Annotated in this window: 11 protein-coding genes; 8 read left to right on the forward strand and 3 right to left on the reverse strand. The window is 35.3% G+C overall.

The features are described from left to right. Positions 1-315 precede the first annotated feature (315 nt). The 4 genes from AC8GF4_RS00825 (at position 316) to AC8GF4_RS00840 (ending at position 4,765) form a co-directional block, all read left to right on the forward strand. Positions 316-2,586 (forward strand): TonB-dependent receptor, encoded by a 2,271-nt coding sequence (locus tag AC8GF4_RS00825; protein WP_506591832.1) that lies wholly within the window; start codon positions 316-318, stop codon positions 2,584-2,586. Further along, entirely contained in the window at positions 2,587-3,054 is a 468-nt protein-coding gene (locus AC8GF4_RS00830) for a thioredoxin family protein (protein ID WP_506591834.1), read from the forward strand. It abuts the gene before it with no gap. A 16-nt stretch (positions 3,055-3,070) separates the two neighbouring features. Continuing rightward, positions 3,071-4,237 carry a lycopene cyclase family protein gene (locus tag AC8GF4_RS00835; protein WP_506591836.1) on the forward strand — a complete coding sequence of 389 codons (1,167 nt, stop codon included), beginning with the start codon at positions 3,071-3,073 and terminating at the stop codon, positions 4,235-4,237. Positions 4,238-4,354: 117 nt separating this feature from the next. Then, a complete protein-coding gene (locus AC8GF4_RS00840) occupies positions 4,355-4,765 on the forward strand; it encodes a BrxA/BrxB family bacilliredoxin (RefSeq protein WP_506591838.1) in 411 nt (136 codons plus the stop codon). Between the two features lie 366 nt (positions 4,766-5,131). Here the strand turns inward: AC8GF4_RS00840 and AC8GF4_RS00845 are convergent, their stop codons facing one another. Genes AC8GF4_RS00845 through AC8GF4_RS00855 form a run of 3 tightly spaced genes read right to left on the reverse strand, consistent with a single transcriptional unit; the run spans position 5,132 to position 10,814 of the window. After that, on the reverse strand, positions 5,132-6,499 hold the full coding sequence (locus tag AC8GF4_RS00845) for an efflux transporter outer membrane subunit (RefSeq protein ID WP_506591840.1): 1,368 nt from the start codon (positions 6,497-6,499) through the stop codon (positions 5,132-5,134). Beyond that, positions 6,489-9,662, reverse strand: a complete 3,174-nt coding sequence (locus AC8GF4_RS00850) for an efflux RND transporter permease subunit (RefSeq protein WP_506591842.1) — start codon at positions 9,660-9,662, stop codon at positions 6,489-6,491. The genes AC8GF4_RS00845 and AC8GF4_RS00850 overlap by 11 nt, the downstream gene beginning before the upstream one ends. A 3-nt stretch (positions 9,663-9,665) precedes the next feature. Next, positions 9,666-10,814: an efflux RND transporter periplasmic adaptor subunit gene (locus AC8GF4_RS00855; RefSeq protein WP_506591844.1), complete on the reverse strand. Its 1,149-nt coding sequence runs from the start codon at positions 10,812-10,814 to the stop codon at positions 9,666-9,668. Positions 10,815-11,051: 237 nt separating this feature from the next. Here AC8GF4_RS00855 and AC8GF4_RS00860 point away from each other — a divergent pair, with 237 nt between their 5' ends. The 4 genes from AC8GF4_RS00860 to AC8GF4_RS00875 all read left to right on the forward strand — a co-directional run bounded on the left by AC8GF4_RS00860 (position 11,052) and on the right by AC8GF4_RS00875 (position 15,496). Continuing rightward, positions 11,052-12,023 carry a polyphosphate kinase 2 family protein gene (locus AC8GF4_RS00860; RefSeq protein WP_506591846.1) on the forward strand — a complete coding sequence of 324 codons (972 nt, stop codon included), beginning with the start codon at positions 11,052-11,054 and terminating at the stop codon, positions 12,021-12,023. 477 nt (positions 12,024-12,500) lie between these two features. Next, positions 12,501-13,868, forward strand: coding sequence for an oxygen-dependent tRNA uridine(34) hydroxylase TrhO (trhO, locus tag AC8GF4_RS00865; protein WP_506591848.1), 1,368 nt, complete (start codon positions 12,501-12,503; stop codon positions 13,866-13,868). Between the two features lie 162 nt (positions 13,869-14,030). Next, positions 14,031-15,266: a peptidase U32 family protein gene (locus tag AC8GF4_RS00870; RefSeq protein ID WP_506591850.1), complete on the forward strand. Its 1,236-nt coding sequence runs from the start codon at positions 14,031-14,033 to the stop codon at positions 15,264-15,266. After that, the gene (locus AC8GF4_RS00875; RefSeq protein ID WP_143378118.1) at positions 15,266-15,496 is read left to right on the forward strand and encodes a ferredoxin; all 231 of its coding nucleotides are present in this window, start codon (positions 15,266-15,268) and stop codon (positions 15,494-15,496) included. The genes AC8GF4_RS00870 and AC8GF4_RS00875 overlap by 1 nt, the downstream gene beginning before the upstream one ends. The last annotated feature ends 27 nt before the right edge of the window (positions 15,497-15,523 follow it).

The following is a 15,523-nucleotide window of genomic DNA, read 5'->3' on the forward strand; positions in this document are numbered from 1 at the left end:
TTTGAAGCTATTTGGGGGCTTTTTTTATTGGTCAAAAGTTAGCTTTGATTCCTACTTTACAACAAAGAACTTATTGCAAAATTAAAAAATAATGTCACATCCCCGTTGCTTTTTATAGCTATTCGCTATACCTTGTACAAATCTTCAAAAATAGCTCCTGAACCCTTACATTTATTAAAAAATCAGTTTTGCTTAGATGTCTAATTTGGAAACTGGGTTTTATGCAGCCAAACAGGTTTAACTAATTAAACTTGAATCTAAATACCATTTATCGAATATTTTTTTTAGATTTGTCTAAAAATATATTTTACACATATGAAACATTTATTTATAGTGTTGACTTTGTTTTTGGTACCGGTTGTTTATTCTCAAAACAATATTTGTATTAGTGGTCATTTAAAAGAGGATTCTACCGCTATAGAAAATGCAATAGTAACCCTAGTAGGTACATCATTTTCTGCAAAAACAAATGCAATGGGTTATTATCAAATTAAAAATATTCAAAAAGGTAGTTACAAAGTGCAAGTTTCGGCAACAGGATTTAAAACACAAAGAAAAAACATCATAATACAAGCAGAAGAACAACTGAATTTTGAGTTAAAAACCAATGAGAACGAACTCAATGAAGTGGTAGTCTCAGGCACATTAAAAGCGGTAAAAAGATTAGAAAGTGCCGTTCCTGTTGAAGTATATTCTCCCGTTTTTTTCAAAAAAAATCCAACTCCAAGTATTTACGAAGCCTTACAAAATGTAAATGGAGTGCGACCTCAACTTAATTGCGGTATTTGCAATACGGGTGACATTCATATCAATGGATTAGAAGGTCCTTATACTTCGGTATTGATTGATGGAATGCCAATAGTGAGTAGTTTATCTACCGTTTATGGTTTGTCGGGAATTCCGAATTCATTGGTAGAGCGAATCGAAATTGTAAAAGGGCCTGCTTCTTCTCTATACGGTAGCGAAGCCGTTGGTGGACTAATTAATATTATAACCAAAAACCCTAACAATGCTCCACTGTTTTCGGCAGATGTGTTTACGACTTCTTGGTTGGAAACCAATGTAGATTTGGGTGCTAAATTTAATCTGGGAAAAAAAGCAACTTCACTTTTAGGATTGAATTATTACAATTACAATCAAACAATTGACAATGACAACGATGGATTTACGGATGTAACGGCTCAAAATCGAATTTCTGTTTTTAATAAATGGAGTTTCTCTCGCCAACAAAATCGCATTTTTACGATTGCTGCTCGCGGAATGTATGAAGACCGATGGGGTGGCGATGTGAATTGGGAGAAAAAATACCGTGGTGGAGATGAAATATATGGTGAAAGTATTTATACCAAAAGAGGGGAATTATTAGGCAGTTATCAGCTACCTACAACCGAGAAATTAATGCTTTCTTTTTCAGGAACGCTGCATTACCAAGACAGTCGTTATGGAACAACCTCTTATATTGCCAATCAAAAAATTGGGTTTCTACAACTTACTTGGGACAAAAAAATAAATAAAAATGATCTCTTAGCAGGAATCGCTTCTCGATATACCTACTACGATGATAATACGCCTGCTACTATGTTGAACAACGCTAATAATCCAGAAAAAACTTGGCTACCAGGTGTTTTCGTTCAAGATGAAATTGCTTTTAGCGAAAAACATAAAGTTTTATTGGGATTACGATACGATTACAACTCAATTCACGGAAATATCTTTACGCCAAGAATGGCTTATAAAGTAAAATTCAATGACAATAACATCCTTCGTTTTAACGCAGGAACAGGATTTAGAGTAGTCAACTTGTTTACAGAAGACCACGCCGCTTTGACAGGATCAAGAGAAGTAGTAATTGCCTCGAACTTGGATCCAGAAAAATCAATAAATGCCAATTTGAATTATATAAAGAAAATCTACCTCGACAATGGTACGTTTTTCGGTATTGAAACTACTGCATTTTATACCCGCTTTAGCAACAAAATAGTATCCGATTATGAAACGGATCCCAACAAAATAATTTATGACAACATAGACGGATATGCCTTAAGTCAAGGAATTAGTTGCAATACGGACATCAATTTTACCAATGGATTAAAATTTATAATAGGTGCGACCTATATGGATGTATCCAATGTAGAAAACGGAATAAAAACAAGACCACTTTTGACCGAGAATTTCACAGGCACTTGGAGTGTGGCATACAAGATTACTAATTGGAATCTTTTGGTCGATTATACTGGGAATGTGTATAGCCCAATGAAATTACCATTATTAAGCGAAACCGACCCTAGAAATCCAGATTCACCTTGGTACAGCTTGCAAAACATTCAATTTACCTTTTTAGGGTTTAAAGGATTTGAAATGTATGGAGGCATCAAAAACCTGCTTAACTTTACACCCAAACAAAACAATCCGTTCCTGATTTCGAGAACCGAAGATCCTTTTGATGATAATGTAGAATATGAATCGAATGGAAAAGTTAAAGTAACTCCAACAAATCCGTATGGTTTAACCTTTGACACGACTTATGTTTACGGACCCAATCAAGGGATACGTGGTTTCTTCGGATTGCGTTATAATTTGGATTAGATGAAAAAAAAAGTATTAGTACTATTCTTTATTCTAACTGTAATTCCTTCCAGTTTTGCACAACTTAATACGTATTCTTTCGAGCAAATCGACAGTTTACAAAAGAATCAAAATCGGAAAACAATTGTGTTTATTCATACCGATTGGTGCAAATATTGCCAAGCCATGAAAAACTCAACTTTCAAAAACAAGGAAGTGATTAAGAATCTTAATGAAAACTTCTATTTTGTAACATTGAATGCCGAAGAAAAACAACCTATTGTTTTAAATGGAAAAAAATTCGTATTCAAAGCTAATGGGAATATTGGTGGCATACACGAATTAGCTTATGAATTAGCCAATATAAACAACAAAACTGCGTACCCAACCATTTGTGTTCTGAATGCTCAAAATGAGATTGTTTTTCAACAAAGTAATTATCTTCCAGCCAAAGAATTTTTTATTCTTTTAGAAAAATTAAAAGAATAATAAACTATTTTTGAGCATGAATTCACCTCAAATCAAACATTACGATTACATTTTTGCAGGCTCAGGATTAGCAGCATTAATGACTGTATATAAAATGGTTTTGTCCAATACATTCGAAAACAAAAGCATATTGCTATTGGATTCAAATTCTAAAAAAACAAACGACAGAACATGGTGTTTTTGGGATAAAAATGAAAGTATTTGGAATCCCATAGTAGCTAAAAAATGGGATTGTGCTTTGTTTAATAATGAAAGTATACAACGTAATTTAGACTTAAAACCTTATCGATACAATCAAATCAGGGGATTGGATTTTTACAACTTGGTTTTTGAAACGCTTTCGAAACAAAAAAACATTGTTTTTTTAAACGAAAAAGTAACCGATATAAACGAATTGGAAACCCATGTTTTTGTTGCTACCGATGCCAATACATACACTTGTGATTCGGTATTCAATAGTATTTACAACAAACACATTTTAGAAAACCAACAAAATTACCCTGTCTTACAACAACATTTCATCGGTTGGTTTATAAAAAGTGAAACAGAAATATTCAATCCCGAACAGGCTACTTTCATGGATTTTTCGGTGGAACAAAAAGGGAATACTCGGTTTATGTATGTTCTACCCACTTCAAAAACCGAAGCTTTGGTAGAGTACACTTTGTTTTCTAAAAATTTATTATCCAAACAAGAATACGAAACCGAAATTCAAGACTATCTCTCCAAATTAGGTGCCCAAAATTATACAATTACTGAAAAAGAGCAAGGAAGTATTCCAATGACTTGTTTTCCCTTTTGGAAAAAAAACACCAAACGCGTGCTGAATATTGGCACTGCAGGTGGCTGGACAAAAGCCAGTACGGGATATACTTTTAAAATTTCGGATAAAAAATCAACTGAATTAGTTGCTTTTCTTGAAACCCAAAAAAACTTTAAAACCTTTTATAACAAGTCAAAATTCTGGTATTATGATCTGTTATTATTAGACATTTTGGACCGATACAACGAATTGGGATCCACCATCTTTTCTTCTTTATTTAAAAAAGGAAATCCAAATCTGATTTTTAAATTTCTAGACGAAGAAACCTCGTTTTTAGAGGATTTGAAAGTGATTTTGAAATGTCCTAAATTACCATTTGTAAAAGCATTGTTTCGCGTAATTTTCAATCGAAAAAAATAGTAATAAAACTATAACAAAACTTTATAATTGATATTAAATTCTTGCAGTTAAACTTTGTAACTTTGCGGTCAGATTTCAAATCTAAAATCGTTAATCAAAAATCTAAAATTAATAGATATGTATCCAGAAGAAATGGTAAAACCGATGCAAGCTGAATTGACAGTTGCTGGTTTTCAAGAATTACATACTGCAGACGCTGTAGAAAATGCTATCAAGGCAGCAGGAACAACACTAGTTGTAGTAAACTCTGTTTGTGGTTGTGCTGCTAGAAATGCACGTCCAGGAGCAAAAATGAGTTTGGACAATGCCAAAAAACCTTCTAATCTAGTCACTGTTTTTGCAGGTGTAGATCGTGAAGCAGTTGATGCAGCAAGAGGATTTATGTTTCCTTTTCCTCCATCTTCGCCAAGTATCGCTTTGTTCAAAGATGGCGAATTGGTTCATATGTTAGAGCGTCACCACATTGAAGGACGTCCAGCAGAAACTATTGCAGACAACTTAAAAGATGCTTTCAACGAGTATTGTTAAGAAACAACAATAAAAACAAAAACCATCAGCCTTAACTGATGGTTTTTTTATGTCCATTTTAGAACGTTATTTTTATTCTTTTTACGTCAATATTCAGCCTTACAAAAGTTGGACACAAATTTCACATATTAAAACAGATTCAAAATAAAAAACTTTACCTAATTTGCTACGCCAGTCGCACTTTCAGGCTCTAGTCACAGAAAAACAATTTTACAACACAATAATCTGTGCAATCTCAATTGCTATCGGGAGTGAAATTAGTGTCTATCTATTTTATTTCTATGCTAATTTGGTATAGGCTGAATAGTTACCTTTTTGCTTTTCTACAATCTTAGCAACATAGATTCTTTGTAACTACAAAAAGCATTAATTCCAACCTCCTCCAAGTGCTTTATACAATTGTACCATAGAGCTTAATTGTCTTTCCGATAATTGCGAAAGATTCAACTGCGCATCAAATAAATTACGTTCTACATCCAATACCTCAAGATAAGAAACATAACCACTATCATATCTTGCTGAAGATAATTTATAGTTGATTAAAGCAGCCTGTACCTGTTTGTTTCGAGCTGTCCATTCTTCTTTATACATTTTTATGTCTTGCAAAGCTTGTTCGACTTCGGTTACTGCAATCAAATACGTTTTTTGATAAGCAAATTTGTACTCTTCCGCCTGTTGTCTATAGATTTCTACTCTTCTTTTATTTTTCCCGAAAGCAAAAAGTGGTCCAGCAACACCTGCATACGCATTTTGATTATAGGAACTTCCTAAAAACAAATCGCTTAAATTGGCACTTGCAAAACCTGCTATTGCTCCAATATTAAAAGCAGGATAACGCATGGCTTGAGCGACTCCAATTCGTTCGTTGGATGCCATGTACAGATACTCTGCCCCTTTTACATCGGGTCTGTTTTCTAATAAAGAGGAAGGGACAGAAGCTGGAATTTGTGACACAATTTGCAATTCTGTGTTTGATTTCCCTCTAGGAATGGTTGTAGGTAATTGACCTGTTAAAATAGAAATTGTATTTTCTTGATAGGTAATCTCTCTTTTAATTTTTGGAATAGCAGCTTCAGCAATAGCAACTTGTTGTTCTATTTGCACTTTGTCTACTTCTGAAACATAACCTGCTTTGAATCGTTCGTTTATAATGTCATATGATTTTTGTCTGGTTGCCAGCGTGTTTTGCGTAATTTCCAATTGGTTATCCAAATTTCGCAACTGAAAATAAGCAATGGCAATAGTACTCACAATATCCGAAAGCACGACTTTACGAGCTTCTACCGTACCTAAAAGTTCATCTTGTACCGCCTTATTCTCATGACGAAATTTTCCCCAAAAATCAAGTTCCCAATTCATACTAGCTCCTATGCTAGAAGGATTAATTTGTTGCTCTTTGCTGTTTACTGTACCTTGATATTGAAGTGAAGGATACATGCTGGCTTTTGTAAAACCATATTTAGCTGTAATTTGATCGATTCTAGTAACTGCAATTTTTAAATCATAATTGTTTTGAAGCCCCTTATTAATCAACTCTTTTAGTACCTCATCATTAAACAAATCAAACCATTTCACATTGGTTACAACAGCAGCAGTATCTGCATTTGTACTTTGGTATTTAAATGTTGTTACTTTTTGTTCTTCGGGTCTTGCATATTTTGGACCTACCATACAACCCATCGGAAGTAAAGCAAGTGCTACTATTACGACACTTATTTTAAATTTATTCATCATGATGTGTAGTATTAGGTTCTACTTCTTTTTGGGCAACGGCTTCTTCATGTTTCTTTTTACCAATACTTTCAATAAATACAAAGAGAACAGGAATAAAACAAACGCCTAGAATAGTCGCCGCCAGCATCCCGCTAAAAACGGTCATTCCCATCACTTTTCTGGCTTGAGCTCCTGCACCAGTTGCAGTAAGCAAAGGAGTAACTCCTAATATAAAAGCAAAAGCCGTCATCAAAATAGGTCGGAAACGCAATTTGGCTGCGGTTAACGAAGCTTCGACTAAAGGAACCCCTTTTTCATATTCCGCTTTAGCGAATTCTATTATCAAAATGGCATTTTTGGCCGCCAAACCAATTAATAAAACCAGTCCAATTTGTGCAAAGACATTATTGACATAATCAGGACTAAATAGTTTACAAATATAAAGCCCTAGAAAAGCTCCAAATACAGCAAAAGGCGTTCCTAGTAAAACGCTAAAGGGCAATTTCCAGCTTTCATATTGTGCGGCGAGAATTAAAAACACAAAAATTAAAGCCATTAAAAACACGGTGCTCCCTTTTCCTTCGGCTGCTTTTTCTTGAAAGCTCATTGCCGACCATTCATACCCCATATCTCTAGGCAAAACTTCTTTTGCAGTAGCTTCCAATGCATTTAGTGCTTCGGTTGAACTATATCCAGGAGCAGGTGACCCACCAAGTTCTGCAGCACGAAATAAATTAAATCGAGTAGTAAATTCTGGCCCGGTTTCACGCTTAATTGTTGCAATTGTAGATAAAGGAATCATTCTACCATCTCTATTTTTTACAAAAATCTTATTGATATCTTCGGGATTAATAGTGTATTCTGGAGCAGCTTGAATTAATACGATATACTGTCGTCCAAATTTATTAAATTCATTCACATATTGACCTCCCAAACTGGCACCAATGGTGTTATTAACTTCAGAAATAGACAGATTTAATTCGGTTACTTTCTCCCGATCGATATCCAAACGAATTTGTGGAACGTTGGGATTGAATGTAGTACGAATGGATCCAATTTCTGGATGTGTTTTAGCTGCAGCCATAAACTTTAGCGCATTTTCATACAAATACTTAGGGTCATTTCCTCCTTTATCCTGAAGCATCATGGAGAAACCCGCTGCATTACCAATTCCGGCAATTGGTGGTGGACCAAAAGCAAAAACGGTAGCATCTGTAATTCCCATCAAAAATTGGCCATTGATTTGTTTTAAGATTTGAGCTGCATTTTGTTCTCGATGTCCCCATTCTTTTAAATTAATAAACATAAAAGCATTATTGGTAGCATTCGAATTTTTCAATAAACTAAACCCTGTTATAGTTGTTACATCTTCAATCCCAAGGTTTTTAGCCAATATTGCTTCCACTTGTTCCGTTACTCTGGTGGTTCTTTCTAAAGATGAAGCTCCAGGAAGTTCAATATTAACAAACATATACCCTTCATCTTCTTCGGGTACAAATCCACCCGGAATTTTTCCGCCTAAGAGAATAACAGCACCAACAATGATTCCAATAAAAATAAGACTACGCATTGTTTTTTTGATTAAAAATGCGGTTATTCCGGTGTATTTATTGGTGAAAGAATCGAATAAATGGTTGAATTTAGTAAAAAATTTGCCTAACAAGCCTTTTGCTTCTTGATTTGGTTTTAACAAAATAGAACACAATGCAGGACTTAATGTCAAGGCACTTATGGCAGAAAACACAACTGAAATTGCGATTGTAATTGCAAATTGTTGGTACAAACGACCCGTAATTCCTGGAGTCATTGCCACTGGAATAAACACCGCTGTTAATACAACAGCAATTGCTATTACGGGACCTGCTACTTCTTTCATCGCTTGATTGGTAGCTTGCCTTGGGGTCATTCCATGCTGTATGTGGTGCATAACCGCTTCCACAACCACTATCGCATCATCTACGACAATTCCAATTGCCAATACTAAACCAAGTAAAGAAAGTACATTTACCGAAAAGCCTAATAAAGGAAAAAACATAAAAACTCCAATCAAAGATACCGGAACCGTAATCAAAGGAATTAATGTGGCTCTCCAATTTTGAAGAAAAATAAACACAACCAGAATTACTAAAACAATAGCCTCAATCAATGTGTGTACAATCTCGTTAATCCCTTCCGATATCGCCAAAGTAGTATCCATAGACACTTTATACTTTAAATCATTTGGAAATTTTTCGGCCAATTTATCCATAGCCAGTTCCACATTTTTTGCCACTTCCAGCGCATTGGATCCAGGCATTTGTTTGACTCCTATTGCCCCACAAGGATTTCCATTGAGTTTTCCTTGAGAGAAATAATTCTCGGTTCCTAATGAAACTGTTGCCACTTCTTTTAACCGAACTTGTCTGTTGTCGATGTCTGATTTCAATATAATATTCTCAAAATCTTCAGCAGTAATCAAACGGTCTTTTAAGGTTACATTGTAAGTAAACTCGTTGCCATTTTTTCCTGGAGGTGCTCCAAACTTACCACCTGGAGCGATAGCATTTTGCTCCTTAATGGCATTCATTACATCTGTAATGGTCAAATTGTATTTGGATAGCATATCTGGTTTGGTCCAAACCCGCATTGCATAATTACTTCCTCCAAACAATACCACTTCGCCTACTCCTTTGATACGTGCTAATACATCTAAAACATTAATATTGGCATAATTACTAAGAAAATCCGCATCATAAGTTTTATTTGGCGAATACAATGACAAAATTAATATAGGAACTGATAGTGATTTTTTGGTTGTAACCCCACTTGTTCTTACATCTTGTGGCAATTTTGAAGTCGCTTCCGAAACTCTATTTTGAGTGAGCATAGTAGCATTATCCAAATTGGTTCCCATATCAAAAGTTACTGATAGCCCCATATTTCCATCTCCCGCATTGGTCGATTGCATGTATAGCATATTCTCTACCCCATTTACTTTTTGTTCAATAGGTGTTGCAACTGCTTGCTCTACATTCAAAGCATTGGCTCCTCTATAACTTGTATTTATTTGAATAATAGGAGGAGCAATTTCAGGATATTTAGAAATTGGTGTCGACTTTAAAGACAAAAAACCTATCATTACAATAAAGATCGATAGTACAATAGCAACAATCGGTCTTTTTACAAAAAAATTATCCTTGTCCATAATTTAGTTGTTTGTGTTTGGATTCGTTTTCAAAACTGCTGCAACGTAGGGAACGGGAACAATTGGCGAACCCGGTTGAATAAATAAACTGCCCACAATAGCCACACGATCACCCGCTTTCAATCCTTTGGTAACTACCCATTGTGTACCTACTTTAGTCCCTACTTCAATAACACGAATTTCAATTTTATTGTCGGCGGTAATGGCATTTACTTGGTAAATTCCTTGCATTTCGGCTATGGCTTTTTGAGGTACAACTATTGCATCTTTCTCTTTTCTAACTAAAACTCTAACTTTAGAAAATTGTCCAGAGCGTAATGTATTTTCAGGATTAGGAAATTGAGCTTCAATAGTCATCGTTCCTGTAGTAGGGTCAATACTGGCATCCGAAAAATTGATAACTCCTTTATGAGGATGAACACTTCCGTCTGAAAGTATTAATTCTAAATCGGTTAGTTTGTTGGTGTTTTGTCTGTTTTTTTGGTATGTTAAATATTCGGATTCACTAATTACAAATCGTACTCGAACATCATCTAATTTGGATACCGTATTTAACTTGGAAGATGCGCCCATTCTAGAAATGTAATCGCCTAATCGAGCAATGCTTAATCCGATAACTCCATCGATTGGTGAATAAATAGTGCAATATCCACGAATTACTTGTTGGTTTTTTAAGGCTGCCTTGGTGCTGGCTAAATTAGATTGCGCTGCTTTTTCTTTGGCCACTGCTGCATCTAAATCTCTTATACTTACGGCATTTATTTTTGCCAATGGTCGAATTCTATTTAACTCTTCTTGTGCGTTTACCAAATTACTTTGAGCAACATCTCTTTGTCCTGCCGCTTGATCTACTTTTGTGTCATATTCTACAGGATCTATGGTGTATAATAATTGTCCTTTTTTGACGCGTTGCCCTTCTTTAAAATGAATCCCTGTGAGTATGCCATCAACTCTTGCGGTTAGATCGATGTCTAATTCTCCAAATGTTTGAGCAGCAAATTCTTTGTAAATTGGCACCTCTTCTTTTTGAATTGTCACAAAAGGGACTTGTATTGCAGGCGTAACTTTGACTTCTTCTTTTTTACAAGAGAACCATAAACAGGATACTACCATTAATAGTATTAATGACTTTATTTTTAATAGTATATTCATCGATATTATTTTAAAGTTAATTGGCTAATTTAAGAATATTTCGTATTATTCTTATAATAAAAAATAAAAAAATTATATTTAACTTCGTTAAAAAATAAAATTTTCACCGATCATTTTCTAATTATTTATTTAATCGAACAACTCCATTTTTTTTAGATTAAATGCGTAAAAATTTTATAATTGTAATATATTCCTTTTATTTTATAATTTATATTTTAACTTTAATACTTTGTAAATATGTCAAAATCAAACAATAAGGACTCCATTAATTTTGAAGAAAGACTAGTTGACCTAAGTACTTTATCCAAAAAAGAACTAGTTCTAGGTGCCAAAAAATTCTCAAAGCAATATTGGGTTGGTGATGGTGAAGGCTTCAAACTTAAAGATTACGACACCAAAGCCAGTTTCAATCTGGGTGATGAAGGAAAACCATTGGTCAATCAAACCTTGCAAATGGGTGTTGAAGCATTAGCTGCTATGCAGGATATATTGTATGCTCAGGACAAATGGTCGTTACTACTTATTTTTCAAGCAATGGATGCAGCGGGTAAAGATGGTGATATCAAACATGTGATGTCGGGTGTTAATCCACAAGGGTGTCAGGTTTCCTCTTTCAAAGCACCAAGCACAGAGGAATTAGATCATGATTTTTTGTGGCGTTGTCAAAAACATTTGCCAGAAAGAGGCCGAATCGGAATTTTCAATCGTTCGTATTATGAAGAAGTTTTGGTGGTGCGTGTGCACGAAGCCATCTTAAAAGGTCAAAAACTTCCTGAAAAGTTAGTTACCAAAGATATTTGGGAAGAACGTTTTCAAGACATTCGCAACTTTGAAAAGTACTTAAACCGAAACGGGACTATTGTCCTTAAGTTTTTTCTAAATGTTTCCAAAGACGAACAAAAAGAACGCTTTATAGAACGCGTGGACGACCCGGAAAAAAACTGGAAATTTAGTGCTGCAGATGCCAAAGAAAGAGGTTACTGGAACGATTATATGCATGCTTATGAAGATTTAATCAAAAACACATCAACCAAAAAATCGCCTTGGTACGTGATTCCATCCGATAACAAATCGTACGCCCGAATCGCGATTGCATCGGCAATTATTCACGCATTAGATGAAATGGAATTAGAATACCCAAAAGTGGATGAAGCCAAAATAGCCGAGTTAAAAGCGGTAAAAAAAGCATTATTGGACGAGAAAGATTAATCTGCTTTATTTTATATTTAAACTATCAATTCTAATTTTTCCCCCATCTACTTGGATTGAAGCATATAGCACTAAATTTTAAAAGCGACTTAAAAATCAACAGTCGTTTTTTTAGGCAGAATTCCAGAAAGCAGATGCTTTGCCAATATCGCCAGACCACCAGACAATGAACAAATTGTAAGCCTATTAATTGTTCGTATCGAATCGGCTATTTTGTTAGGGCAAACGCATTAAAAAAAAGTTGACACAAATTACACGAATTTTAACTAATTTATTATGCCTTTGGCAGATTCGTTAAATAATATGATATCCAAATTAGTGCTAATTCGTGTAAAAAAACTTAAACTATTTTTAATGCGTTTGCCCTGATAAACTTAGCTCCCTTTCTTTATAATTATAAAATAAACACTAAATTTGCATCCGAATTCTAGAAACTAGAATCACACTATATTTTCTCAACTTAAATTAGTTTATAGCATGCAACTGTACAACACTTTAAGCGCAGAGGAAAGAGCCACTATGATTGACGATGCCGGAAAGCAACGTCTCACATTGTCTTTTTATGCCTACGCGCAAATTCAAAATCCAACACAATTTCGTAACGAATTATTTCTAGCTTGGAATCCACTCGAGGTTCTGGGACGAATTTATGTTGCCCATGAAGGTATCAATGCCCAATTATCACTTCCTGCAGATCATTTTTACGAATTCAAAAATACCATAGAACAGTATGATTTCATGAAGGGAATCCGCTTGAACATTGCCGTAGAGCATGACGACCATTCCTTTTTGAAACTCACTGTAAAAGTCCGCGACAAGATTGTAGCCGATGGACTAGAAGACGAAACTTTTGATGTAACCAACATTGGAATTCACTTAAAAGCCAAGGAATTCAACGAATTACTGGAAGATCCCAACACAATTTTGGTCGATATGCGCAACCATTACGAGTCTGAAATTGGTCATTTTACCAAAGCCATTAGACCCGATGTGGATACTTTTAGAGAATCCCTTCCTATTATCGAAGAGCAATTAGCCGAACACAAACAAGACAAAAAACTGTTGATGTATTGCACCGGCGGTATTCGTTGCGAAAAAGCAAGCGCGTATTTCAAACACAAAGGTTTTGAAAATGTATATCAACTCGAAGGTGGAATCATCGAATATACACGTCAGGTAAAAGCGGAAGGTTTGGAAAGCAAATTCATTGGTAAAAACTTTGTGTTTGACCACCGCTTGGGCGAAAGAATTACAGACGATATTGTATCGCAATGCCATCAATGTGGTGAACCTTGTGATGTACATACCAATTGCGCCAACGAAGGTTGCCATTTGCTTTTCCTCCAATGCGATTCTTGCAAGGAAAAAATGGAAGGTTGTTGTTCTACAGATTGTGTAACGGTAATCCATCTTCCGGAAGAAGAGCAAAAAGCCATTCGAAGAGGGATTAAAAACGGAAATAAAATCTTCAAAAAAGGAAAGTCAGACGTTTTGACTTTCAAAAATAATCAAGATCCTTTGGCAAATGTTCCTAATCTTAGCGAGTTGGTAAAACCAAAACCGGTTGCTAAAAAAGAACCAAAGATCAAAAAACAATACCTTGGAAAAGGAACTCACTTTTTCCCGAAACCAAGCATTGCCCAGTTTTTAATCGAAGAAAACGAAATCAACATTGGTGACAAAATCTTAATCAAAGGTTCAACAACCGGAGAACAACAATTGATTATTGAAGAAATGTTTGTCAATGAAATTGCTTCTGCAAAAGCCATAGCGGGCGAGACCTGTACTTTCAAAGTGCCATTTAGAATTAGGCTGTCTGATAAATTGTATAAGATAATCGAATAGTCCTTAAGACAATTACCATCATCTTTGTCAAAGTAAAAAAAACTTTGACAAAGATTTCCAAACAACATCATCTTTGTCAAAGTTCCAAACTTTGACAAAGGTTTACTGAATCTCCTTTGTCAAAGTTTTTTTTACTTTGACAAAGGTTTATTGAACATAAAAATGAAACAAAAAATAGAATTAATGGCTCCCGCAGGAAACTTCGAGTCATTACAAGCAGGATTAGACAACGGCGCCGATTCCGTTTACTTTGGTGTAGAACAATTGAATATGCGAGCTCGAGCTTCGGTAAATTTCACAATGGATGATTTACCAGAAATCGCACGCCGATGCGAAGCCAAAAACGTTCGAAGTTACTTGACGTTGAACACTATCATTTACGACCATGATTTATCGGTAGTGAAAACATTATTGGCAAAAGCCAAAGAAGCCAATATCACCGCAGTAATTGCTTCTGATCAAGCCGTAATTGCCATGGCAAGAGGAATCGGTATGGAAATGCATATTTCGACCCAATTGAATGTAACCAACATCGAAACCATTAAATTCTACAGCCTTTTTGCAGACACTATGGTTTTGAGTAGAGAATTGAGTTTACGTCAAGTAAAAAGCATCACAGCACAAATCGAAAAAGAACAAATCAAAGGGCCAAACGGCAACTTGGTAGAAATTGAAATCTTTGGTCACGGCGCTTTGTGTATGGCAGTTTCGGGAAAATGCTATTTGAGTTTACATTCCAACAATTCCTCTGCAAATCGTGGGGCTTGCAAACAAAATTGCCGTAAAAAATACACCGTTATCGACCAGGAAACTGGTTTTGAAATTGAAGTAGATAACGAATATTTAATGTCTCCGAAAGATTTATGCACCCTTGATTTTCTGGACCAAGTTATTGATTCGGGCATCCAAGTCTTAAAAATTGAAGGCCGTGGTCGCGCTCCGGAATATGTTGCTACCGTAATTAAAACCTACCGTGAAGCCATTGACTGTTATTACGAAGGTACTTTCTCGAAGGAAAAAGTAACGGTATGGATGGAAGCATTAAATACCGTTTACAATCGTGGTTTTTGGGCAGGCTATTACCTTGGTCAGGAATTGGGAGAATGGAGCGATGTTTCGGGATCGGTAGCGACTCAAAAGAAAGTGTATGTGGGGAAAGGAACGCACTTTTTCCCAAAAGCAGCAATTGGTCAATTCAAAATTGAAGCTTACGATATTAAAATTGGAGACAAAATATTGGTAACTGGCCCAAGCACCGGAGCACAAGAAATGATCATCGAAGAAATGTATGTAAATGATGTAGTTTCTGAAAAAGCCACAAAAGGAGACGATTGTACTTTTAAACTGCCTTTCAGAATTCGGATGTCCGACAAATTATACAAAATAGTAGAAGCCTAATGGTTATTGTAACGCTACAAAGAGACAAATGCATTGGCTGCAATTATTGTGTAGAAATGGCGCCTGTTCAATTTCAAATGTCCAAAAAAGACGGAAAATCAGTGTTGATTAAAAGTGTTAATGCCAAAGGTTTTTATACGTTGAAATCTCCTGATCATACGATTGTAGAAAGTTGTGAATTGGCTGCCAAAGCCTGTCCGGTGAAAATTATTTCGGTGAAAGAAACGTAGATATCCGTTTCTTTAAACATAAAAAAA

Origin of the sequence: Flavobacterium rarum (SeqCode), assembly GCF_965234445.1 — a bacterium.
GTDB lineage: Bacteria > Bacteroidota > Bacteroidia > Flavobacteriales > Flavobacteriaceae > Flavobacterium > Flavobacterium rarum.

Excerpts from the sequence above, each read along its gene's own strand:
- AC8GF4_RS00855 (WP_506591844.1), bottom strand. The coding sequence starts at position 10,814 with ATGAATATACTATTAAAAATAAAGTCATTAATACTATTAATGGTAGTA.
- AC8GF4_RS00840 (WP_506591838.1), top strand. The coding sequence starts at position 4,355 with ATGTATCCAGAAGAAATGGTAAAACCGATGCAAGCTGAATTGACAGTT.
- AC8GF4_RS00850 (WP_506591842.1), bottom strand. The coding sequence starts at position 9,662 with ATGGACAAGGATAATTTTTTTGTAAAAAGACCGATTGTTGCTATTGTA.
- AC8GF4_RS00875 (WP_143378118.1), top strand. The coding sequence starts at position 15,266 with ATGGTTATTGTAACGCTACAAAGAGACAAATGCATTGGCTGCAATTAT.
- trhO (WP_506591848.1), top strand. The coding sequence starts at position 12,501 with ATGCAACTGTACAACACTTTAAGCGCAGAGGAAAGAGCCACTATGATT.
- AC8GF4_RS00845 (WP_506591840.1), bottom strand. The coding sequence starts at position 6,499 with ATGATGAATAAATTTAAAATAAGTGTCGTAATAGTAGCACTTGCTTTA.
- AC8GF4_RS00830 (WP_506591834.1), top strand. The coding sequence starts at position 2,587 with ATGAAAAAAAAAGTATTAGTACTATTCTTTATTCTAACTGTAATTCCT.
- AC8GF4_RS00835 (WP_506591836.1), top strand. The coding sequence starts at position 3,071 with ATGAATTCACCTCAAATCAAACATTACGATTACATTTTTGCAGGCTCA.
- AC8GF4_RS00870 (WP_506591850.1), top strand. The coding sequence starts at position 14,031 with ATGAAACAAAAAATAGAATTAATGGCTCCCGCAGGAAACTTCGAGTCA.
- AC8GF4_RS00825 (WP_506591832.1), top strand. The coding sequence starts at position 316 with ATGAAACATTTATTTATAGTGTTGACTTTGTTTTTGGTACCGGTTGTT.
- AC8GF4_RS00860 (WP_506591846.1), top strand. The coding sequence starts at position 11,052 with ATGTCAAAATCAAACAATAAGGACTCCATTAATTTTGAAGAAAGACTA.